Genomic DNA, 22,805 nt, shown 5'->3' on the forward strand with positions numbered 1-22,805 from the left:
CGCGCAAGCGCATGTCGCGCGACAATCGCGCGATTATCTTCAACTTCGACGATGTCTTTGGAAAAGGAGCCCGCGGGCGCATTCAACAAGGCACAGCGGCTGATCGAACTCCACCAATATATATCAACTCCAGGCTTTTGCAAGGAGCAAGCGAATTTGCTTCGGTCAGGCCGCCGCGATGTCGCACCGAAAAGGGCAGTTGATGGTGATGCCGTGCTCGCCGATCTCGCCATCGCCCTATCCCTGCCTGCCACGAGGCATCTCCAGGACTCTCCGGAGCAGCGTGGGATGGCTGAGAACCGCCCGCAATTCAGACTTGTCGAGCCACGCGGCCGCATCCTCGAAGCTTTCGCATTCCTCGACCTTGGCGCGTGCCGTCGCCAGAGGCACATGGACAGGGCCAAACTTGCGAGGGCTCGCAAGCGAGAGCGAATCCAGATGCTCGCCCAGCAACTCCGGATCCCGGCTGAGCTGGTGCAGGGCTTTGGCCATTTCGATGGGCTCCGATGCGGCCAATTCATTCGCGCGGAGCACCACGGCGGGCGGATTATTGGTTTCCGGCGTTGCAAAAACTCCGGGCGCCTTCAACCGTACCGACGTTATTATTCCCAGCGGAATTGCAAGCAGGAGACCCAGCACCACAGGCGACATCCAAAGCAGCAGCGGCAGAGAGACCGCATAGGCGCTGAGCGCAAGGACCAGGCCGCACAGGGTGGGTCCGGCGAACTTGCGATAGATCTCGCCGAGCGCAAGCTCTCCATCGCTTCGGCGCTGCACCTGCCATCCCGCGTCCCGCCCGACGAGAATTTCGACGACCGCCTTGCTCTGGAAGATCATCATGCACGGCGCGATCAGTGCCGCGAGGACAGTTTCGCAAAACACCCCCAGCAGCAGGCGAACGCTTCCGGCGAAACCCATGCGTCCCTCGCGATGGCTAATCACCAAGACATAGGCCAGCAGCTTGGGCAAGATCAGAAGTCCCATCGTGGCGGCAAAGACCCGGGCCGCGAGCACCGGGTCCTGTTGCGGCCAGGTGGGAAACAGACTGAAGCCCTTCGGAAAGTATTCGGGGCGGATGAAGTGCGCCTGCAACGAGATGAGCAGGCCGAGCACCAGGAACAGAAGCCACAGCGGCGCGGTGAGATAAGAGCCGATGCCCGTCAGCAGATGCAGCCGGGACACCCAGTATAGCCCGCGCGCCGGCAGGACCGCGAGGTGCTGCAGGTTGCCCTGGCACCAGCGACGATCTCTCCCCGCGAAGTCCAGCACCGACGGAGGGACCTCTTCGAAGCTGCCCCCAATGTTCGGTGCCATATAGATCCTCCACCCGGCGCGGCGCATCAACGCGGCCTCGACAAAATCATGGCTGAGGATGTGGCCTCCGAAAGGCTTGCGGCCGCGCAGTTCCGGCAAGCCTGCCTCCGCAGCGAAGGCCCGCACGCGGATGACGGCGTTGTGGCCCCAGTAGTTGCTGTCGCCACCGTGCCACCAGGCATTGCCGGCAGCGACGATCGGGCCGTAAACGCGCCCCGAGAACTGCTGCAACCTGCTGAACAGCGTGCGCGCGTTGACGATGACCGGCTGCGTCTGGATCAGCGCGGCAGCGGGATCGGTTTCCATCGCGTGGACAAGGCGCACGACGGTATCGCCTTCCATCAGGCTGTCTGCGTCGAGAACGATCATGTGATCGTAGCCTGCGCCGAACCTGCTGACCCAGTCGGCGATGTTGCCGGATTTTCGTGCGGTATTGTCGGAGCGATGGCGGTAGTACAACCGATCCAAGCCGCAGGGGCGGCGCAGCTGGATGAAGGTCATCTCCTCGCAAATCCAGATGTCCGGGTCAGTCGTGTCGCTCAGCAAGAACCAGTCGAACTTCTCCCCATATCCCGTCGCGTCGACCGATTCATACATCGCGCGCAGCCGCGCCATCACATGATGCGGGTCCTCGTTATAGGTCGGGATCAGCATCGCCGTGCGCGACGTCACCTCAGGCAAGGAGCCGGTGGTGTCGAGCGGCAGTCCGGCAGGCCGACGCGTCAGCAGCGCGAAAAATCCGGCAAGCGCGGACATGAAGGAGAACGCGACCCAGGCGAGCAGCACGAGAAAGAGGCCGAGCAGCACCGCTTCGAGAAAGGTCACGCCACCCACTTCGACCACGTCGTACATGCCGTAGCCGCCGGCAGCCGTCAGCAAAGCCGTACCGACGAAGATGAAGAGGCGTCGAACTATCAGGGCGGCCCCGGGACGAACCGGATCCCGGCCGGAGTCTGCCGCGCGGCCCAGCCGACACGGCAACATCGGGAGTGGACTTTCCGGCGGCAGGAACGGGCGGCCGAGGGCGCTCTGCGGTGGCGATGGGAACTGCTTCAGGGCGTCCATCGATAGATCCACACCTCGGAGACCGGCGCATCGCCCTGCGCCAGGAAGGCTCGCAGTTCGATCGCCGTCTGCCCCTTGACCGCACATTGAAAGCTCAGACGCCATCCGCCTGTCATGGGATTCGGTTGGGTGACGACGTTGCTGATCTCGGCCTTTTCAGCGGTCACCACTCCTTTCATGGTCTTGGGATCCGCGGCCTTGAGTTGATCGCCCATGAGTTCCAGGACGAACAGTTTGCTGTCGTCGCCCCGGCTGCCGATCCCGGTTCGCGTGAACCGCGCCAGCGCTTCGGGTTTCGGCGCGTCGGGCCCCCAGTGGAGCCGATAGGTGAAGATGTGCTCGCTCTTGGCCGTCAACGGCTGCTTGGGTTGCCAAAGCGCGGCGATGTTGTCGTGAACCTCCTCCTTGGTCGGAATTTCGAACAGTTTCACGGCACCTTCGCCCCAATCGCCGATCGGCTCGAACCAGAGGCTTGGGCGCTTTTCGAAGCTGGATTCGAGATCCTGATAGGCGGCGAAATTCCTCTCCCGCTGCATCAGGCCGAAGCCGCTTGGATTGCGATCGGCAAAGCTGCTGACCTGCAGATCGTGCGGATTGTTGAGCGGGCGCCAGAGCTGCTCACCCCTGCCGTTGAAGATCGCAAGTCCATCCGAATCGTGAACCGCCGGGCGGAAATCGTCAAAATCCTTGCGGTCGTTCGGCCCGAAGAAGAACATGCTGGTCATCGGCGCGAGTCCGGCATGCTCGAGGTCGACCCGCGGATATAGGGCCATCTCGACGTCAAAGACCGTGGTCTGGCCGGGTCGAATGGTGAACCGGTAGGCTGCTGCCGCGCTCTTGCTGTCCAATAGCGCATGCACCACGAGGGAGGAGGCATTCGGCGCAGGCTTTTCCAGCCAGAACGCCTTGAACACCGGAAACTCTTCGCCCTTGCTTTCGCCGGTATTGATCGCCAGTCCGCGCGCCGACAGGCCGTATGTCTGCCCCTTTGCGACGGCGCGAAAGTAGCTCGCGCCCAGGAATACGCAAACCTCGTCGTAATAATCCGGCCGGTTGATGGGAGCGTGGACGCGGAATCCGGAAAAGCCGATGTCGAGATCCGGCCATTGCCCAAGGCCTTCCCCGAAAGAAAAGTCATCGCGCCGATAGGGAAGCGGCGTGACGCTTTTGTCCGCGACCTGGAAGATCTCGACCCTGTTCTTGTAGAAGAAGCCGCGATGAAAAAACTGCACCTCGAACGGCAGCTTCTCATCACGCCATAGCGCCTTCTCGGGCGCGAAACGAATGGATCGGTATTGGTCATAGTTGAGATTCATCAGCGCATCCGGCAGCTTCTCGTCGGCAGGCGCGAACGGCTTGGCCGCAAGCGCGCGGGCAAGCTCGCGTACGTAGGAAGGACTGAAGGACTGAGCGGAGCCCGTCTCGCCCGCCATTGCACGCGGCAGTATAGTGACAGCTGAAACAGCAGCCGACGCGCGAAGAAGTTGACGGCGGTTCACGCTTGGATCTCCCCGGTTCGAACCAAGGGAGGAAACGACCCATGTTCCCCGGAGTTCCGCTTGGGCGACGTGGCGCGACGGCGATAATTTTGGCGGATGATCGGGCGAATTCAGGGGTCGTCTTTGGATCCGAAGCAGCCGCCCGTCTGCTCCATCACCGATCAAGTTAAGCCAGCGATGTCGCGTGATGGGATATCGGCGAGCCGCAAGTCGCGGCTGGCGTCATGTTGGGGTGGCCAGTGGCGGACCAATTGCCTTGCGAACGATCTGTTCCGCCCGACGTCTAAGCGGACTCTCGTTAGGGCCGCATCGGAATCAGCAGCCTCCTAGAACTGATACCGTCTCAACCCGCCATCCACCGGGATCACCGTTCCCGTGATGTAGCGCGCCACCGGTGACGCCAGGAACACCGCAAGCGCGGCGAGGTCTTCCGGCTCGCCCCAGTAGCCGACCGGAATCTCTTCCTCGGCAAAGCGCTCGCGATAGTCAGGCGCGTAGTTGCGGCGGATCTGCTCGCTCATGATGCGGCCGGGCGGGATGCAGTTGATGGTGATGCCGTGCTCGCCGATCTCGCGCGACAGGCCCTTGGCCCAGGCATGCACCGCCGCCTTCGCTGCGAACGCGGCGTTGAGGCCTTCCGGCTCCGACTTGCCGGTGATGTTGACGATGCGGCCCCATTTGCGCTCGATCATCTGCGGCAGCAGCGCATGCGCGATGCGGCGGTAGCTGGTGAAATTCAGCGCGATCGCCTCGTCCCATTTGCTGTCGGGCGCATCGATGGGGAGGGGACGGCTGCCGCCGGCATTGTTGATGAGGATGTCGACATGGCCGAGCTCCTTCAGCGCGAAAGCGGAAATCTTCTCCGCCGCGTCTTCCGCCATCACATCCTGCTCGAACGGCGTGATCAGGCCGCCCCCGACCTCCTTCACCAGCTCGACGAGCAGGTCGGTGCGTCGCGCCACGCCCACCACGCGCACGCCTTCGGCAGCGAGGCCCTTGGCGATGGCGCGCCCGATGCCGATGCTGGCGCCGGTGACAACAGCGGTTTTCGATTTCAGCCCGAGATCCATGGTCACACGCTCTCTTGATTGGTTCTTGCTTTTTGCTTTCGCTTCCCGCCCGTCCTGGCTCCAGCGAATTGCCTGAGCGGGACGAGCAGTGGTAACCAAGACCCCTCGCAAAGGAAACACCAAAAAGAAAAGGCTCGACCAATGGTCTGGGATCCGCAGCAATATCTCAAATTCTCCGGTCACCGGCTCCGGCCCGCCGTCGACCTGCTGATGCGCATTCCCGACATCGGCCCGCGCACGGTCGCCGATCTCGGCGCCGGCGCCGGCAACGTCACAAAACTGATCAAGGAGCGCTGGCCGTCCGCTGCGGTCACGGGTGTCGAGGGCTCCGCCGAGATGGTCGCTGCCGGGCGCAAGGCCGCGCCGAATGTGGAATGGTCACATGAAGACCTCGGCCATTGGCATCCCGCGAGGCAATATGACGTCGTCTATTCCAATGCCGCACTGCACTGGCTGCCCCATCACGCGGCACTTTTCCCTTCGCTGATGGAGAAGGTCGCGCCCGGCGGCATGCTTGCCGTGCAGATGCCACGCAACTTCCTGGCGCCATCGCACGTGCTGATCGGCGAGACGGCCCTGAACGGGCCTTGGCGGTCCAAGGTCGAGCACCTCGTCACGCCGCCGCCGGTCGAGGGGCCCGCCTTCTATCACGATGTACTCGCGCCGCTGTCTACGAATATCGACATCTGGGAGACCGAATATCTCCAGGTGCTCGAAGGCGAAAATCCCGTGAAGGAATGGACCAAGGGCACCTGGCTGACGCGCTATCTCGACGTGCTCGAGGGCGACGAGAAGGCTGCATTCGAAGCCGCCTATGGAGAGCGCGTTGCGAAGGCCTATCCGAAGAATGGCGCGGGGCAGACGCTGTTCCCGTTCCGGCGGCTGTTCATGGTCGCCCAGCGCAAAGGTTAACTGCCCTTCGGCGATGCGACATAAGCGCTCGCTCCCGTCAGTGGAGCGGGCGCCGGGTTGCGCATGCGACCACGAGCAAGATAGCTTCCCTGCGGCATAGCTTCGCTGTGGCAAATTGGGCTTAGGTCTAGTTGTTCGGGGTGCCGATTGCTGCCACTACTGACCTGCACAAACAAAAAAAGAACCTGGTTTCCAGGGTTGTTGGGGAGGTCCTTCATGCGCAAATTGCTCTTTGCGGTCGCTGCGGCCGCGTTCGCTTTGGCCCCGGCGGTTGCCCAGGCCCAGAGCCCGATCATCATCAAGTTCAGCCACGTCGTCGCCAATGATACGCCGAAGGGCAAGGGCGCACTGAAGTTCAAGGAGCTCGCCGAGAAATATACGGACGGCAAGGTCAAGGTCGAAGTTTATCCGAACTCCTCGCTCTACAAGGACAAGGAGGAGATCGAGGCGCTCCAGCTCGGCTCGGTGCAGATGCTCGCGCCCTCGACTGCGAAATTCGCCCCGCTCGGCATCAAGGAGTTCGAGGCACTCGACCTGCCCTGGCTGTTCAAGGACGAAGCGACCTACTCCGCCGCGATGAAGGGCACGGTCGGCAAGTGGTTGTTCCAGAAGCTCGAGACCAAGGGCATCACCGGGCTCGCCTATTGGGACAATGGCTTCCACATGGTGTCGTCGAACCGACCGCTGATCAAGCCGGAGGATTTCAAGGGCCTGAAATTCCGGATATCCGGATCCAAGATCGCGGACCAGTATTTCCGCATCCTCGGCGCGATCCCGCAGATCATGGCATTCTCCGAAGTCTACCAGGCGCTGCAGACCGGCGTGGTCGACGGCTGCGAGAACACCGCGTCGAACTATCTGACCCAGAAATTCTACGAGGTGCAGAAGGACATCACCGTGTCCTATCACGCGCATCTGCAATACGCCGTCATCGTCAATTCGAAATTCTGGTCCGGATTGCCGCCTGATATCCGCACCCAGCTCGAGAAGGCGATGGCGGACGCAACCGACTACACCAACCAGATCGCGCACCAGGAGAACGAGGACGCGCTGGCCGAGATCAAGAAGACCGGCAAGACGCAGCTGCATTATCTGAGCGACGCCGACCGCAAGGCATGGCAGGAAGCGATGCAGCCGACTTATAAATGGGCAAAGGGCCGCGTCGGGCAGGAGGTGCTCGATGTCATTGCCAAGGAACTCGACGTCAAGATGAACTGACGCGCCTTCGTGGAGAACAGTACCAACGGTCGGGAGTGAAGGCTCCCGACCGTTTCGTGTCGATAGGGGGATTCTGATTTGCTGCGCGTGCTCAACCAGTTGCTCAATCATCTCGAAGAATGGTTGATCGCGACGCTCATTGCGGCTGCAACCGGACTGATCTTCATTGCCGTCGTGCACCGTTATGGTGCGGGCGAATCGATCAATCTGTCGCGATGGGCCGCCGCTCACGGGCTGACCTGGCTGGCATCGGCGTCGATGGCCGTGTTCACCTTCATGTCCGAGCTGGATCTGTCCTGGGCGCAGGAACTCTGCATCTACATGTTCATCTGGATGGCGAAGTTCGGCGCGGCCTATGGCGTGCGAACCGGCATCCATGTCGGCGTCGATCTGCTCGTCAACCGATTGCCCGAACATTCGCGCAAGCATGTCATCCTGTTCTCGCTGCTGTGCGGCGCGCTGTTCACCGGCATGATCGCCGCCTTCGGCGCCTCCTTCGTGCGAGAGATGTTCCACACCGGGCAGCAGTCCAACGATCTGGAAGCGCCGATGTGGTTCGTCTACCTGGCGATCCCGCTCGGCTCCGGATTGATGTGCTTCCGCTTCCTCCAGGTCTCATGGTCCTACTTCTGGACCGGCGAGCTGCCGCATCATGACGAGACCCACGTCGAGGGCGTGGAGGCCGATGTCTCTCCGGCGCTGCATCCGCAGCCCGCCGGCGCCGCAACCAGAGCGGCTTCCCGAAAAGTCTCGCCGCTCGGCGTGATCCTGATCCTGGCGCCGGTCCTGATTTTCGCGATGTGCCTTGCCGAGAAGTTCGGCGTGTTCGCTCTGCCGCAATGGATGCGCGCTGCGACGGTGTTCGGGCTCCTGATCTCGCTGATGCTGACCGGCATCCCGGTCTCGATCGCGCTCGGTCTCACCGTGATGACGTTCCTGTTCACGCTGACCGCGGTTCCGATCGAAGCCGTCTCGATGAAGCTGTTCACGGGCATCGAAGGCTTCGAGATCATGGCGATCCCGTTCTTCATCCTCGCCGGCAACTTCCTCACCCATGGCGGCGTGGCCCGGCGCATGATCAATTTCGCGACCTCGCTGATCGGTCATTGGCATGGCGGCCTTGGGCTCGCCGGCATCGTGGCCTGCGCGATGTTCGCCCTGGTCTGCGGCTCGAGCGTGGCCACCGTCGCTGCGATCGGCGCCATCGTGCTGCCCGAGATGGTCCGCCACGGCTATCCCATGCGCTTCGGCGCCGGCATCATCACCGTCGCCGGTTCGCTCGGCATCCTGATGCTGCCGTCGATCCCGAAGATCGTCTACGCGGTGTCCACCAACACCTCGATCGGCGCGCTGTTCGTCGCAGGCCTGTTGCCCGGCATCCTGCTGACGTCGATGCTGTGCATCGTCACCTGGTGGCTCGCGCGAACGCGCGATTATCCGCGGCTGAAGAAGGCGACCTGGGGCGAGACCATCCGTGCCTTCCGCGAGAGCGTCTGGGGATTGATGCTGGTCGTCATCATCATCGGCGGCATCTATAGCGGCCTGTTCACCGCAACCGAAGCCGCCGCGATGGCCGCGGTCTATTCCTTCGTCATCGCGGTGTTCGTCTACAAGGCGATCGGCATGAAGGACGTGCCGCGGGTGCTGCTGCGCGCCGCCAACACCAGCGCGATGCTGCTCTACATCGTCACCAACGCGGTGCTGTTCTCCTTCGTGCTCGCCAACGAGAACCTCCCGACGATCCTTGCGGACTGGATCGCGGCGCAAAATCTCGGCTGGGTCGGCTTCCTGCTGGTCGTCAACGTGCTGCTGCTGCTCGCCGGCAATTTCATGGAGCCGAACTCGATCATCCTGATCATGGCGCCGATCCTGGCGCCGGCGGCCAAGAAGCTCGGCATCGACCTCGTCCATTTCGGCATCGTCATGGACGTCAACATGGAGGTCGGCCTCTGCCATCCGCCCGTCGGCTTGAACCTCTACGTCGCCTCGATGATCGCACGCATGCGCATCACGGATCTCGCAGGCGCGGTGATGCCGTGGCTGCTCACCATGCTCGGCTTCCTCGTCATCGTGACCTACTGGCCCGATCTGACGCTGTGGCTGCCGCGGGTGCTGGGGATGCATTGACGGTGCAACCCTCTGCCCTTGTGGAAGAGGGTGGCTTTGCGATAGCGAAGCCGGGTGAAGGGTATCTCTCCTCACGAACAGTCCACCGCGTGGAGACATACCCCTCATCCGGCGCTTCGCGCCACCTTCTCCCACAACAAGGGGAGAAGGGAAGGATACCATTGTTGCCTCCCGCCCCGGCGTAGCAATCGACCGCGCGATGCGGTTAGATGCCACGCATCAGGCCGGGAGGACATGATGACCGAAATCTCCAGCAGCGAGCCGAAGGGCGCAACGCCTTCCGTCATTGCGCAGCATCAGGCGGTGCTGAATGCGCTGCCGTTTTCCGACACACGGGATTTCGACGACGCTGCGCGCGGCTTTCTCGGCACGATCGAGCACGCGAAGATCGTGAACCCGCAGGGGCGGACGGTCTGGAGCCTCGAGCCCTATGGCTTTTTGTCTACAGATCAGGCGCCGCCGACCGTCAATCCCAGCCTGTGGCGGCAGGCGCGGCTCAACATGCAGCACGGGCTGTTCGAGGTGGTGCCGGGGGTCTACCAGGTCCGCGGGCTCGACATCGCCAACATGACGCTGATCGAGGGCGACAGCGGCGTCATCGTCGTGGACACCCTGACCTCGATCGAAGGCGCGCGCGCCGCGCTCGATCTCTACTACAAGCACCGCGGCATGAGGCCGGTCGCAGCCGTGATCTTCACCCACACCCACACCGATCACTGGGGCGGCGCGCGCGGCGTGCTGGACGAGGATGCGCTCGCCAGGGCCAGCGTGCCCATCATCGCACCTGATCTGTTCATGGAGCACGCCGTCTCCGAGAACATCATCGCGGGTCCCGCGATGCTGCGCCGGGCGCAATACCAGTTCGGACCGTTCCTCGCCAAGGGCGTGCGCGGCCATGTCGATTGCGGCCTCGGCAAGACCATGGCCGCGGGCGCGGTCGCGTTGCTGCGCCCGACCGATCTGATCATGGCGACCGGCGACAAGCGCGTGATCGACGGCGTCGCGTTCGAATTCCAGATGGCACCGAACAGCGAAGCGCCGGCCGAGATGCACTTCTTCCTGCCGCGCTACAAGCTGTTGAACCTCGCCGAGAACTGCACGCATAATTTCCACAATCTGCTGCCGTTCCGCGGCGCCGATGTGCGCGATGCGCTGGCGTGGTCGAAGTACCTCAACGAAGCCCTGCATCTCTGGGGCGGCAAGGCCGAGGCGATGTGCGGCCAGCATCACTGGCCGGTGTGGGGGCGCGAGCGCATCGACACCATGATCCGCGAGCAGCGCGACCTCTACAAATTCACGCATGACCAAACCATTCGCCTGATGAATCACGGCCTGAACGCCGCCGAGATCGCCGAGGCGATCCGGTTGCCGGGCAGCCTCGACGGTGCCTGGCACGGCCGCGGCTATTACGGTCACGTCAGGCACAATGTGAAAGCGATCTACCAGAAATATCTCGGCTGGTACGACGCCAATCCGGTCAATCTCGATCCACTGCCGCCGGCCGAGTCCGGCAAGAAATATGTCGAGTATATGGGCGGCGCGGATGCAATCCTCTCGCGTGCGCGCGTGGATTTTGACAAGGGCGAATTCCGCTTCGTGGCGCAGGCGCTCGGCCATCTCGTCTTCGCTGAGCCGGACAATGCGGCGGCGCGCGCACTGCTCGCCGATACGATGGAGCAGCTCGGCTATGCCGCCGAGAGCTCGACCTGGCGCAACGCCTATCTGTTCGGCGCCCAGGAGCTCCGCCAAGGCATGCCCCAGACGCCGCCGCGCGCACCGATGCCGCGCGAGACCCTGGCCGCTCTTCGCACCTCGCAGCTCTGGGACGTGCTCGGCATCCGCCTCAACGGACCGAAGGCGGAAGGCAAGCACATCGTGCTGAACTGGCGCTTTTCGGATACCGGCGAGACGTTCGTGCTGAACCTCGAAAACAGCGCGCTGACCTACACCGAAGGTGTGCAGGCCGGAAACGCCGACGCCAGCTTCACGCTCGCGCGGGCGACGCTGGACGAGGTGATCGCAAAGCTGACCAGCTTTCCGGAAGCGGTCGCCGCCGGCAAGGTCAAGCTGTCGGGCAATCCGATGAAGCTCGCCGAGCTCATGGGACTGATGGACGAATTTCCGCGGATGTTCGAGATCGTGGAGCCGAAGCGGTCGGTGGTGGTGTAGGGCGCGCGTGCCCCGGACGCAGCGCAGCAACGCGAATGGCGTTGCTGCGCGTCCGGGACACGAGAGTGGCGGGTCGAGATCCTTACTCGGCGCTGCTCACCAGCTTGATCCGCGGCGCCTGGACCTCGGTCAGGCTCCGATACGCCGCGAGATAATCCAGCGCCATGCGCCGCGCCGTGAAGCGCTGCTCGAACTGCTTGCGGATGGCAGAGCGGTCCAATTGCGCGAGACGACCGACGACGCCGGCGGCGCTGAGGACGTCCTCGACGACGAAACCGGTGAGGCCTTCGTCGATGATCTCGGGTACCGAACCGCGGTTGAAGGCGACCACCGGCGTGCCGCAGGCCATGGCTTCGATCATCACGAGACCAAACGGCTCCGGCCAGTCGATCGGCAGCAGCAGGCCGAGCGCACCGCTCAAGAAGTCCGACTTCTCGTGGTCGCCGATCTCGCCGATGAAATCCACCAGCGGATTGCCTGAGATCATCGGCTTGATCAGCTCGTCATAATAGTCCTGGTCGGCGCGGTCGACCTTGGCCGCGATCTTGAGCGGAATGCCGCAATGCATCGCGATCTTGATGGCGCGGTCGACGCCCTTCTCCGGCGCGATGCGGCCGAGCACGGCGAGATATTCCTGTTTCGCCGGCTTCGGCGTCAGCAAACTCTCCGGCAGGCCGTGATGAATCGTCGACACCCAATTGGCCTGCGGCACCGGCCGCCGCTGTGCGTTCGAGATCGAGATCACCGGCATCTTGGAGAAGGTGTTGAAAACAGGCTGATGCTCCGGCAGATCGAGCCTTCCGTGCAGCGTGGTCAGGAACGGCGTCGGCTGCCGGTAGAACAGCGACCACGGATAATAGTCGAGATGGAAGTGGACGAAGTCGAACTCCTCGTCGTCACATTTCTGCCGCACGTGCTCCAGCAGCACCATGTGCAGCGCGTTGGGATCGCGCACGGAACCGTCGAGGCGCAACGCCCGCGGCCATAATGCATCGAGCTTTGCGGAGGTCTGCGAGTCGCCGCTGGCGAACAGGGTAACGTCGTGTCCGAGCGCAACCAACTCTTCCGTCAACCAATGCACCACCCGCTCGGTGCCGCCGTACAGCTTGGGTGGAACAGCCTCCGTCAACGGAGCTACCTGCGCGATGCGCATCTCACCATCTCCTCTGCGATCATAAAGGTTGAAACCCCCGCCGTGTCTCGGCACCGGCATGCCGACAAGGGAACGTTCCCGCAGTTGCGAAGTTCCTTTCCTCAAACGTTACTTATTCGTACATCGCGCGCATGTCTCGATGCTGCCATCTGATCTTCTCAGATCGTCCGCATCCGCATGTCGTGATGAGCTCGCCCGGGAACCGAGCCGAACTGGTCGATGTTCAGTCGATCAGCAGAACAGTTGAATCATCACGACGGGGTCAGTGTCACATGGATCATCTTTCTGGATATGCGCGCAGGCCATTTGCCTTTGTGTTGCGCTACCTGCGACGTCGATCGGCGTCGCATCTGGTGATCCTCGGCTCCGTCGTCGCCGCCGTTGCCTGTTCCGTGGGCACGCAGTATGGCGTCAAATCTCTCGTCGACAGCTTGTCTGCGGGAACTTCGCATGGCGGCAGCGTATGGCTGGCATTCATTTTGCTCATGTCGCTGATCGCCGCCGACAATTTTCTGTGGCGGATCGCGAGCTGGACCGCGAGCTTCACATTCGTCCGTGTCACGGGCGATTTACGCCGTGACATATTCCGTCATCTGACCGGACACGCACCGAGTTATTTTTCTGATCGCATGCCGGGCATGCTGACGAGCCGCATCACGGCCACCTCCAACGCCGTGTTCACGGTCGAGAACATGTTCGTCTGGAATGTGTTGCCGCCTTGCATCGCAACGGTGGCGGCCATTGCGCTGATCGGAACCGTGAGTCCCTATATGGCGCTCGGCCTGATTGTGATCGCCGGTGGCATGGTATTCGCGATGTTCCGTCTGGCCGCAGCCGGCAAACCGCTCCATGACGATTTCGCCGACAAGGCCGCCGTCGTCGACGGCGAGATGATCGACGTCATCAGCAATATGCCCCTGGTCCGCGCATTCTGCGGCATCGGCCACGAGCATGAGCGGTTCGACGCTACCGTCAACCGGGAACTCACTGCGCGCAGCCGCAGTCTGCGTTATCTCGAGAAGCTGCGATTGACGCATGCAGCCGTTACGGTCGTGCTGACGATAGCGCTGATGGCCTGGGCCATCGTGCTCTGGCAGGACGGCGAGGCGACGACCGGCGATGTCGTGCTGGTCTGCACGCTCGGCCTCTCCATTCTGAATGCAACGCGCGACCTCGCCGTGGCGCTGGTCGACGTGACCCAGCATGTCGCCCGACTGACCGAGGCGATCGCGACGTTGCTCGTTCCGCACGAGTTGCGCGATCATCCCGCGGCTGGCCCCCTGGTCAAGACCGGCGCGGCGATTGCGTTCAACAATGTCACGTTCGGCTATCCCGGGGCCGAGAAGATCTTCGAGCGGTTTAGCCTGCGGCTGCAGCCTGGCCAGCGCGTCGGCCTGGTCGGCCAGTCCGGCGGCGGCAAGTCGACCCTGTTCACGCTGCTACAGCGGTTCTACGATGTGGACGAGGGCAGCGTGACGATCGATGGCCAGGACATCTCGATGGTGACGCAGCAGAGCCTGCGCGAGGCGATCTCCGTGGTGCCGCAGGACATTTCCCTGTTCCATCGCTCCATCAGAGAGAACATCCGCTACGGCCGGCCCAATGCGACCGACGACGAGGTGCTGCGGGCGGCAATCGCAGCCCGCTGCGATTTCATCGACAGCCTGCCGGAAGGTCTCGACACCATGGTCGGCGACCGCGGGGTCAAGATGTCCGGCGGCCAGCGCCAGCGCATCGCGATCGCGCGCGCCTTCGTGAAGGACGCGCCGATCCTGCTGCTTGACGAGGCGACGGCTGCGCTCGACAGTGAGTCCGAGGAAGCCATCCGCGAGGCGCTGACGCGGCTGATGCGGGGCCGCACCGTGATCGCGATTGCGCACCGCCTGGCGACCTTGCGCAATTTCGACCGGGTGATCGTGCTCAAGCACGGCAAGATCATCGAGGACGGGGCGCCTGACCGGCTGATGCAGGCTCATGGTCCGTATCGTGAACTGGTGATGCAGGAAATGAGCCGGCTCGCGAAGTTCGCCGCGTAAACCCAACAGTCGCGTTTGCGTTGGTCGCGTTCGAAAAACAAGCCGCAGGGGAGCAGCTCATGGCAGCCGAAGCCGCAACCAAGATCAAATCCGTGCCGCAGACGATGGAGCCCGTCGCGGAACAGCCGTTCTACATTCCGATGACCGGTCCCGCCGCGCGACCGCGGCGGTCGCTCAAGCACGACGACACCTTCATCGTGCTGGACAGTCATGGAGACATCGGCGCCTCCGCCGGCGGCCCGGATGGCCTTTTCAACCACGACACGCGCTATCTGGCACGGCTGGAGCTCGTGCTCGACGATCTCCAGCCGTTGCTGCTCGGGTCGAACCTGCGCGACGACAATTCGGGATTGACCGTCGATCTCACCAACCCTGATATTTATCGCGACGGCCGGATCGTCCTGCAAAAAGATCTGCTGCACATCGTGCGCACGATCTTCCTGTGGCGCGGCACCGCCTATCAACGCATCGGGCTGCAGAACCACGGCGAGCAGACGGCAGCCTTCGAGCTGACGCTGCTGTTCGACAACGACTTTGCCGATCTGTTCGAAGTGCGCGGCGAGCGGCGGCCGCGCCGCGGCACCGGCACCAGCAAGCTGCTCGGGCCGACCGACGTGCTGTTCGAGTATCGTGGTCTCGACGATGCCGAACGCACCACCGGCTTGCATTTCGATCCGCGTCCGACGCGGCTTTCGGTCAATGCCGCGACCTGGCAGCTCGAGCTGGAGCCGCATGAGTCGAAATCGCTGTTCGTTGCGGTGTCCTGCAACCGCCCCGTCGGGGAGAAGCCGGCGCGCTTCTTCAGGGGACTGCTGGCGCATCGCCGCGAGATGCGGCAGTCCACGATCGGTACGGCCAGCATCGAGACCTCCAACAACATCTTCAACGAGGTGCTGTGCCAGGCCATGGCCGACCTCAACATGCTGATGACCGAGACGCCGCAGGGGCGTTATCCCTATGCCGGCATTCCCTGGTACTCGACGACCTTCGGCCGCGATGGCCTGATCACCGCGCTGCAGATGCTGTGGGTCGATCCCCGCGTCGCCAAGGGTGTGCTGCGGCGGCTCGCGCATTTCCAGGCCAGGGCCGTCGATCCGTCAGCGGATGCGGCGCCGGGAAAGATCCTGCACGAGATGCGCGGCGGCGAAATGGCCGCGCTGGGCGAAGTGCCGTTCTCGCAATATTACGGCAGCGTGGATTCCACGGCCCTGTTCGTCATGCTTGCCGGGCGTTATTTCGAGCGCACCGGCGACGAGAAGACGTTGGTCGAGCTATGGCCCGCGATCGAGGCGGGGCTCGCCTGGATCGATGGACCAGGCGACCCCGACCGTGACGGCTTTGTCGAATACCAGCGCGCCACCGAAAAGGGCCTCGCCAACCAGGGCTGGAAGGATTCCTACGACGCGATCTTCCATGCCGACGGCAAGCTCGCCGAAGGCAATATCGCGCTCGCCGAAGTCCAGGGCTACGTCTACGCGGCCAAGCAACTCGCCGCGCGATGCGCACTGCGGCTCGGCAAGCCTGACATTGCCAGGAAGCTCGAGACGGAGGCCAAGGCGCTGGCAGAGCGGTTCGAGAAGGCGTTCTGGTGCGAGGAGCTCGGCACCTATGCGCTCGCGCTCGACGGCAGGAAGCAGCGGTGCGAGGTCCGGACCTCGAATGCCGGGCAGGTGCTGTTCAGCGGGATGATCCGCGAGGACCGCGCCCGTCTCGTTGCCGCCGATCTCATGCAGCCGCACTTCTTCTCGGGCTGGGGCATTCGCACGGTCGCGCGCGGCGAGGTGCGCTACAATCCGATGTCGTATCATGACGGATCGGTCTGGCCGCACGACAACGCGCTGATCGCGCTTGGGCTTGCCCAATACGGACTCAAGCACTCGGTCGCGCATGTCTTCAAGGGCCTGTTCGACGCCGCGACCTACATGGATCTGCGCCGCCTGCCCGAACTGTTCTGCGGCTTCCGCCGCGAGAAACGGCGCGGTCCGACACTCTACCCGGTGGCCTGCGCGCCGCAGGCCTGGGCCAGCGCGACGCCGTTCACGCTTCTGGAGGCCGCGCTCGGCATCGAGTTCGACGTCGCGCGCTGCGAGATCCGGCTCCGCAATCCGCATCTGCCGGCATTCTTGAACGAGGTCATCTTGCGCGATCTGCGGCTGAGCGAGTCCAGCGTCGATTTGCGCGTCAGCCGCCATGGCCATGACGTGGCGCTGGAGGTGCTGCGTACGCGCGGCCAGATCCAGGTGTCGATCGTGCTGGCGCGCTAGCGGCGCGCCGCGAGGAGGAGGTCATGCGTACCGCCGGGTGGTTGGCTTTGAGCGCGGCGATGGTCGCGGGATCGACAGTTACGGTATCGCGGGCCGCCGAGGAGCCGCCTGCGGCCACAAGCGAGGCGAAGGCGCCGACGCCAGTGCAGCCGCCTGCCTCGGTCGTGCCGGTGACGCCGAAGGATGCCGCGCCGCCGCCGTCCGTGACCATCATTGGCGCCAGCGATGCCCACGGCGTGCTTGGCCGCGACGTGCGCAGCGCGGCGGACGAGGACATGGGACGCATCGTCGACGTCATCGTCGATCGCGAGGGGCATGTCCGTGCCGCCGTGATCGATTTCGGCGGCTTCCTCGGCGTCGGCAGTCGCAAGATCGTGGTCGACTGGAATGCGCTCCGTTTCGGCAAGATAGCCAACAAGAAGGACAGCATCACGCTGGAATTGACCAAGGCCCAGGTCGCGGCCGCGCCGGAGTACAAGGAAGACACGCCGATGGTCGTGCTAGGGGCGTCCGGCAGTCTTCAACCGCTGCAAGCCATCCAGTGAGGAGGGGGAGGGCTGACCGCCTGTGCTCTTGTCGAGAAAGCCTGATCATGAAAAGCACCAGGGACGCGTTGAACAGGACAACGTCGCCGCGGCCGTGCTTGCGGGCATTCCGGCGCCGTCCCGCCGGAGTCTCCGCGGCCTAGACTGGTTCATCTTCTTTCTCGCCGATGTGCAGACCGGCTTCGGCCCCTTCATTGCGGTCTATCTGACCACGCAGAAATGGACCCAGGTCGAGATCGGACTCGTGCTCTCGATCGGCGGCATCGTCGGGCTGATCGGGCAGATGCCAGGCGGGGCGATCATCGACGCTGCGAAATCCGAGCGGCTGGTCGCAGGTCTCGCGATCGTGACCATCGGCTGCTGCGCGCTCGCTTATGCGGCGATGCCGATCTTCCCCGTCGTGGTGACCGCAGCCGCGCTGCATGCGGCGGCGAGTTGCGTGCTGGGGCCGGCGATTGCGGCGATCAGCCTGGGCCTGGTCGGCCCGCTCGCGATCGGTGAGAGGCTCGGCCGCAATGCGCGCTTCGCCTCGCTCGGAAACGGCGTCGCGGCCGCGGTCATGGGCACCGCCGGCTATCTGCTCTCGAGCCGTTCGGTGTTCCTGGTCACCTTCGTGCTCGCGATCCCGACCCTGATCGCGCTGTCGCGCATCCGCGAGGAGGAGGTCGACGTCGCCCGTTGTCACGGCGAGATGCCGCGCGAGGCGCCTATTCCCGGCGACACCAATGTCTGGCATCTGGTCAGACAGCGGCCGCTCATCGTCTTTGCGCTCAGCGTTCTGCTACTGCAGCTTGCCAACGCCTCGATGATGCCGCTGATGGCAAGCGCGGTGACGGCGCGGTCGAGCCAGTGGGCGACGGTGCTGGTCGCTTTCTGCATCGTCGTGCCCCAGGCGATCGTGGCGCTGCTGTCACCGTCGGTCGGGCGTAAGGCCCAGCTCTGGGGTCGGCGGCCGCTGCTGCTGATCGGGCTCGGCGCGCTGACGATCCGCGGCCTGCTGTTCGCGACGGTGCGCGATCCGTATCTGCTGGTGCTGGTGCAGGTGTTCGACGGGTTCACGGCCGCCGTGTTCGCGGTGATGATACCGCTCGTCGTGGCTGATATCGCCTTCGGCAGCGGGCACTTCAATCTGGCGCAGGGCATCGTGGGCACGGCGACCGGCATCGGTGCGTCATTGAGCACCGCGCTCGGCGGCTATGTCAGCGACAAGTTCGGCAATGCCACCGCCTTCTTGGGGCTGGCGGGCATCGCAGCCGCCGGGCTTTTGCTGATCCTTTTCGTCATGCCGGAGACGCGGCGCATGGGTATCGCGACAAAAGAAATGGCCGGCTGAGCCAGGTCAGCCGGCGCCGGTCTCACCTAACGCATCCTCGGTTCCGTAGCTTTCTGCACCCCCTCCCGGACGATGTCTGCTGGACGGCCGATCCTCCTCCGGCGTAACAATGCCCGAGGATCTTGCGTAAGGCTCTCAGGAGCAGGAGTGCGACAGGCATGCAGGCAAATGCCGGGGTGGGCAGGCCCAACAACCTGCCCGGCCAGATCGTCCTGGTGCTGCAAGGCGGCGGCGCGCTCGGCGCCTATCAGGCGGGCGTCTACCAGGCCCTGCACGAGGCCGGCATCGAGCCCGACTGGGTGATCGGCACCTCCATCGGCGCCATCAATGCGAGCCTGATCGCAGGCAATACGCCCGGACATCGGCTCGCGCGCCTGAGGGAATTCTGGAAACGGATGGAGCAGAGGCCGGCCTGGCTCTTGCCGACAGGCATTCCCGGTCTCGACGACATGCTTGCATGCTGGTCGACCATCGCCCACGGCATTGCCGGCTTCTTCCAACCCAATCCGCTGGCGCATGCCGGCTGGTCCTTCCCGCTCGGGGCCGATCGCGCAGGCTATTATTCGACGGCGCCGCTGGAGAGCACGCTGCGCGAGCTCGTCGATTTCGGCCTCGCCAATTGCGGCGCGCCGCGCCTGACGGTTGGTGCTGCGCATGTCGGCTCCAGCCGGATGCGTTATTTCGACAGCCGAGATGGCGAGCTGACGGTGAAGCACGTGATGGCCTCGGGCGCGCTGCCGCCGGCCTTTCCGGCGGTGCGTATCGATGGCGAGCTCTATTGGGATGGCGGCATCCTGTCGAACTCACCGACGGAAGCCGTGTTCGACGACAATCCGCGCAGGGATTCGCTGATCTTCTCGGTGCATCTGTGGAATCCCGCCGGCGCCGAGCCGACCACGATGGGAGAGGTGCTGACCCGCCACAAGGACGTGCAATATTCCAGCCGGATTGCAAGCCAGATCGAGCGCCAGCAGCAGGCTCATCGGCTGCGCCACGTCATCAACCAGCTTGCGGCGCGGTTGCCCGAGGGCGAGCGCAATGATCCCGCGGTGAGGGAGTTGATCGGCTATGGCTGTTCGACGCGCATGCATGTGGTCCGAATGCTGGCCCCGCAGCTCGACCGCGAGACCCACACCAAGGACATCGACTTCAGCCCGTCCGGCATCATGCAGCGCTGGGACGCCGGCTACGCGCATACGAGGTCGGTGCTGGCGCGCGCGCCGTGGATCGGCGAATTCGATCCGCTGTCGGGCGTGGTGCTGCACGAGTACATCGACGAGATGAAGCTGGCCGCGGAATAGCGTCCGCTTCATTGAATTGCCAAGGCCTTGCGGATCGTCGGGGCCGATCCGCCGTGGAGAGACTCTGCAAGTGGTATCCGCGAACGATCTGGAAGCGGCTCTCGATCAGGTCTGCGCTCATGCGGCAGGGCCGCTGCCGGGCGTGTTCGGTCCCGACACGGTGACCTGGCGGATCGATCGGGAGGCCGTGATCTTCCTCGGCGCCGGTCGTGCGCTGCTGCTGCAACTCGCGCATCCCTGGGTCGCCGCTGCCATCACCGAGCATTCCAAGACCTTTGCCGATCCGATCGGCCGCTTCCATCGCACCTTCGACATCGTCTTCGCCATGGTGTTCGGTTCGCTCGATCGGGCCATGCTGTCGTCGCGGCAGTTGCACCGGCGCCACGCCATGATAGTCGGCGAGATTCCGGAGACTGTTGGCCCATTCGCGGCCGGCTCGCGTTACTGCGCCAACAACATCCCGTCGCTGCGCTGGGTTCACGCAACGCTGGTCGAGACCGCGCTGATGGCGCACGATCTGGTCCTGCCGCCGTTCACGGCCGAGGAGCGCGAGCGCTACTGGATCGAGAGCCGGACGTTTGGCGCCTTGTTCGGATTGACGCCGAATGATCTGCCCGCCGACTGGTCCGGCTTCGCAGCGTACACCGCAGCGATGACGCAGTCGGACACGCTGACCGTCAGCCCGGCCGCGCGCGAGATCGCCGCGCAGATTTTTGGCGGCGCGCGACCGTGGCTGCGGCCGCCGCGATGGTACCGCGCGCTGACTGCAAGCCTCTTGCCGGAACGCCTGCGAGCGGGTTTTGGATTTGAACTCGACGCGTGCGACAAGAGGGCAGCCGACAACGCGCTGCGATGGATCAAGCGTGTCTATCCGAAATTGCCGGATCGGCTGCGTTACGTCGGCCCCTACCAGGAAGCGCTGGCGCGGCTACGCGGCGAGCCGCGTCCAGACTGGATGACACGTTGCCTGAACCGCGCCTGGATCGGCCGGCCGCAAATGGATCAGCGCGGGAACGGGTGAGGTTCGAGACAGTGCTTCCACATCGTCATTGCGAGGAGCCCGCGACAAAATTGCGAACGCAATTTTGCGCTGGCGACGAAGCAATCCAGGCTGCCTCTGCGGAGGGGTTTCTGGATTGCTTCGCTTCGCTCGCAATGACGGAGTCTGAGGCACGGATCTCGTCCCAGCCTCACGCCGTCGACAGCTTCCGATACAGCTTGCTATAGCGTCCCGCCGAGATGCTCCACGAGAACGAGCGGCCCATGGCGCTGCGGCGCATGCTGTCGAGTTGGTCCTGGGCCATGAAAGCCTCGAAGGCGCGGCGGACGCCGCCCAGGAAAGATTCGTGTGAGGGTTTTTTGAACAGGAAGCCGGTCTCGCCGTCGGTGATGGTTTCCGCCAGGCCACCGGTCTGGTGGCCGATCGGCAGCGAGCCGAAGCGCTGCGCATACATCTGGCTCAGGCCGCATGGCTCGAAGCGCGATGGCATCAGCGTAAAATCGCTCCCGGCAAAAATGCGGCGCGCGTGGGCGTCGTTGAAGCCGATAGTGACGCCGATCGCGTCGGGGCGGCGGCGATGGGCCTCCACCAGCGCCTGCTCGAGGGCGGGCTCGCCGGAGCCGGTGACGACGATCTGCCCGCCGGCATCGACAATCTCGTCCGCGGCCGACAGCACGAGGTCGATGCCCTTCTGGTGCACGAGGCGCGCGACGATCGCGAACATCGGCCCGCGCGAGACAGCGAGCCCGAACTGCTTGCGCACATAATCGGCGTTGGCTTGCTTGCCGACCCAGTCGCCGGCGCCGAATTGCTGTGCGAGCTGGGCGCAGGAGCGCGGGTCCCAGCTCTCGTCGATGCCGTTGAGGATGCCGGTCAGTTCGGCCGCATCGGAGCGGACGCGCAGCAGGCCTTCGAGGCCGCAGCCGAATTCCGCCGTGGTGATCTCGCGGGCGTAGGTGCCGCTGACGGTGGTGAGGTGGGAGGCATAGACCAGCCCTGCCTTGAGGAAGGAGAGCTGGTCGTAGAACTCGACGCCGTCGATGTGGAATGAGCTTTCGGGGACGCCGATCCGGCGCAGCGACTCCTTCGGGAAGAGCCCCTGATAGGCGAGATTATGGATGGTCAGGATCGACGGCAGATTGCTGCCGCGCCAGGCGAGATAGGCCGGCACGAGCGAAGCCTGCCAGTCATTGGCATGGATCAGGTCTGCTGCCCAATTCTTGTCCAGCTTGCCCATGGCAAGCTCGGCGGCAGCCGAGGCAAAACGCGCGAAACGGATATCGTTATCGGGCCAGTCGCGCCCGGACTCGTCGCCGTAGGGGTTGCCGGGGCGGTCGTAGAGCTGTGAGCACAACAGCACATAGACCGGCATTCCGTCCTTGGTCGCGGCCCGGCCGAGCGAGCAGGCCGGCATCTCCGCAAACGCCGGACAACGGCCAACGACCTGAATATGCGTGAGTTGTTCGATGATGTCGCGATAGCCGGGCAGCATGATCCGGATATCGGCGAAGGGGCGTAGCGCTCGGGGAAGGGCAGCAGATACGGCACCGAGCCCGCCGACGCGGACGAAGTCGTCCATCTCTGTCGTGACGAATAAGACCCTCAAGAACGAATGCCCTCTGCTGATCCCGAATGCTGCTATGCAAGATCGGGTCCAGTTGCCCCTGGAAATCTCAAGCCCCCCACGAGACGCATCGGTTCGGTAAAGACTTTCCTACTCAGCCGCCGCCCTCTAGGGTCGGGCAACAACGACAGGGCACATCGATAGTTCCTACGGGGACGCCAGGGGAGACGTGGCC

Annotated in this window: 15 protein-coding genes and 1 pseudogene; 11 read left to right on the forward strand and 5 right to left on the reverse strand. The window is 63.9% G+C overall.

The genetic code is table 11. The features are described 5' to 3' along the window. Window positions 1-237: 237 nt before the first annotated feature. From mdoH to BM222_RS07605, 3 genes are all read right to left on the reverse strand, one after another. Window positions 238-2,379, reverse strand: a complete 2,142-nt coding sequence (gene mdoH, locus BM222_RS07595) for a glucans biosynthesis glucosyltransferase MdoH (RefSeq protein WP_244547027.1) — start codon at window positions 2,377-2,379, stop codon at window positions 238-240. Beyond that, entirely contained in the window at window positions 2,367-3,812 is a 1,446-nt protein-coding gene (locus BM222_RS07600; protein WP_092227645.1) for a glucan biosynthesis protein G, read from the reverse strand. The genes mdoH and BM222_RS07600 overlap by 13 nt, the downstream gene beginning before the upstream one ends. 392 nt (window positions 3,813-4,204) lie before the next feature. Further along, on the reverse strand, window positions 4,205-4,948 hold the full coding sequence (locus tag BM222_RS07605; RefSeq protein ID WP_092227646.1) for an SDR family NAD(P)-dependent oxidoreductase: 744 nt from the start codon (window positions 4,946-4,948) through the stop codon (window positions 4,205-4,207). A gap of 141 nt (window positions 4,949-5,089) precedes the next feature. Between BM222_RS07605 and BM222_RS07610 the strand changes: the two genes are divergently transcribed. From BM222_RS07610 to BM222_RS07625, 5 genes and pseudogenes are all read left to right on the forward strand, one after another. Then, on the forward strand, window positions 5,090-5,860 hold the full coding sequence (locus tag BM222_RS07610; RefSeq protein ID WP_092227647.1) for a methyltransferase domain-containing protein: 771 nt from the start codon (window positions 5,090-5,092) through the stop codon (window positions 5,858-5,860). Between the two features lie 216 nt (window positions 5,861-6,076). Continuing rightward, a complete protein-coding gene (locus BM222_RS07615; protein WP_092227648.1) occupies window positions 6,077-7,078 on the forward strand; it encodes a DctP family TRAP transporter solute-binding subunit in 1,002 nt (333 codons plus the stop codon). Between the two features lie 276 nt (window positions 7,079-7,354). After that, window positions 7,355-7,687, forward strand: a pseudogene (locus BM222_RS42985) (TRAP transporter small permease); the annotation flags it as partial. A 234-nt stretch (window positions 7,688-7,921) separates the two neighbouring features. Then, complete coding sequence (locus BM222_RS42990; RefSeq protein ID WP_349509850.1) at window positions 7,922-9,205, forward strand: TRAP transporter large permease; 1,284 nt, start codon at window positions 7,922-7,924, stop codon at window positions 9,203-9,205. A gap of 237 nt (window positions 9,206-9,442) precedes the next feature. After that, window positions 9,443-11,374, forward strand: coding sequence for an alkyl/aryl-sulfatase (locus BM222_RS07625; protein WP_092227767.1), 1,932 nt, complete (start codon window positions 9,443-9,445; stop codon window positions 11,372-11,374). Window positions 11,375-11,456: 82 nt separating this feature from the next. Here BM222_RS07625 and BM222_RS07630 read toward each other — a convergent pair whose 3' ends face one another. Then, window positions 11,457-12,527 carry a glycosyltransferase family 4 protein gene (locus BM222_RS07630; protein ID WP_092227649.1) on the reverse strand — a complete coding sequence of 357 codons (1,071 nt, stop codon included), beginning with the start codon at window positions 12,525-12,527 and terminating at the stop codon, window positions 11,457-11,459. Between the two features lie 272 nt (window positions 12,528-12,799). Between BM222_RS07630 and BM222_RS07635 the strand changes: the two genes are divergently transcribed. The 6 genes from BM222_RS07635 to BM222_RS07660 all read left to right on the forward strand — a co-directional run bounded on the left by BM222_RS07635 (window position 12,800) and on the right by BM222_RS07660 (window position 21,027). Continuing rightward, a complete protein-coding gene (locus BM222_RS07635) occupies window positions 12,800-14,563 on the forward strand; it encodes an ABC transporter ATP-binding protein (protein WP_092227650.1) in 1,764 nt (587 codons plus the stop codon). A 59-nt stretch (window positions 14,564-14,622) separates the two neighbouring features. Beyond that, the gene (locus BM222_RS07640; RefSeq protein WP_092227768.1) at window positions 14,623-16,827 is read left to right on the forward strand and encodes an amylo-alpha-1,6-glucosidase; all 2,205 of its coding nucleotides are present in this window, start codon (window positions 14,623-14,625) and stop codon (window positions 16,825-16,827) included. 23 nt (window positions 16,828-16,850) lie between these two features. After that, window positions 16,851-17,372, forward strand: coding sequence for a PRC-barrel domain-containing protein (locus BM222_RS07645; protein WP_177243060.1), 522 nt, complete (start codon window positions 16,851-16,853; stop codon window positions 17,370-17,372). A 22-nt stretch (window positions 17,373-17,394) separates the two neighbouring features. After that, on the forward strand, window positions 17,395-18,705 hold the full coding sequence (locus tag BM222_RS07650) for an MFS transporter (RefSeq protein WP_092227651.1): 1,311 nt from the start codon (window positions 17,395-17,397) through the stop codon (window positions 18,703-18,705). Window positions 18,706-18,863: 158 nt separating this feature from the next. Further along, window positions 18,864-20,006 (forward strand): patatin-like phospholipase family protein, encoded by a 1,143-nt coding sequence (locus tag BM222_RS07655; protein WP_092227652.1) that lies wholly within the window; start codon window positions 18,864-18,866, stop codon window positions 20,004-20,006. Window positions 20,007-20,076: 70 nt separating this feature from the next. After that, window positions 20,077-21,027: an oxygenase MpaB family protein gene (locus BM222_RS07660; protein ID WP_177243061.1), complete on the forward strand. Its 951-nt coding sequence runs from the start codon at window positions 20,077-20,079 to the stop codon at window positions 21,025-21,027. A gap of 169 nt (window positions 21,028-21,196) precedes the next feature. Here BM222_RS07660 and glgA read toward each other — a convergent pair whose 3' ends face one another. Beyond that, on the reverse strand, window positions 21,197-22,612 hold the full coding sequence (gene glgA / locus BM222_RS07665; RefSeq protein ID WP_092227653.1) for a glycogen synthase GlgA: 1,416 nt from the start codon (window positions 22,610-22,612) through the stop codon (window positions 21,197-21,199). Window positions 22,613-22,805: the final 193 nt, after the last annotated feature.

This window comes from Bradyrhizobium sp. Gha, from assembly GCF_900113735.1.
Classification (GTDB): Bacteria; Pseudomonadota; Alphaproteobacteria; order Rhizobiales; family Xanthobacteraceae; genus Bradyrhizobium.

Coding starts and splice junctions, on each gene's coding strand:
- mdoH (WP_244547027.1), bottom strand. CDS start 2,379: ATGGACGCCCTGAAGCAGTTCCCATCGCCACCGCAGAGCGCCCTCGGC.
- BM222_RS07600 (WP_092227645.1), bottom strand. CDS start 3,812: ATGGCGGGCGAGACGGGCTCCGCTCAGTCCTTCAGTCCTTCCTACGTA.
- BM222_RS07605 (WP_092227646.1), bottom strand. CDS start 4,948: ATGGATCTCGGGCTGAAATCGAAAACCGCTGTTGTCACCGGCGCCAGC.
- BM222_RS07610 (WP_092227647.1), top strand. CDS start 5,090: ATGGTCTGGGATCCGCAGCAATATCTCAAATTCTCCGGTCACCGGCTC.
- BM222_RS07615 (WP_092227648.1), top strand. CDS start 6,077: ATGCGCAAATTGCTCTTTGCGGTCGCTGCGGCCGCGTTCGCTTTGGCC.
- BM222_RS42990 (WP_349509850.1), top strand. CDS start 7,922: ATGCGCGCTGCGACGGTGTTCGGGCTCCTGATCTCGCTGATGCTGACC.
- BM222_RS07625 (WP_092227767.1), top strand. CDS start 9,443: ATGACCGAAATCTCCAGCAGCGAGCCGAAGGGCGCAACGCCTTCCGTC.
- BM222_RS07630 (WP_092227649.1), bottom strand. CDS start 12,527: ATGCGCATCGCGCAGGTAGCTCCGTTGACGGAGGCTGTTCCACCCAAG.
- BM222_RS07635 (WP_092227650.1), top strand. CDS start 12,800: ATGGATCATCTTTCTGGATATGCGCGCAGGCCATTTGCCTTTGTGTTG.
- BM222_RS07640 (WP_092227768.1), top strand. CDS start 14,623: ATGGCAGCCGAAGCCGCAACCAAGATCAAATCCGTGCCGCAGACGATG.
- BM222_RS07645 (WP_177243060.1), top strand. CDS start 16,851: ATGCGTACCGCCGGGTGGTTGGCTTTGAGCGCGGCGATGGTCGCGGGA.
- BM222_RS07655 (WP_092227652.1), top strand. CDS start 18,864: ATGCAGGCAAATGCCGGGGTGGGCAGGCCCAACAACCTGCCCGGCCAG.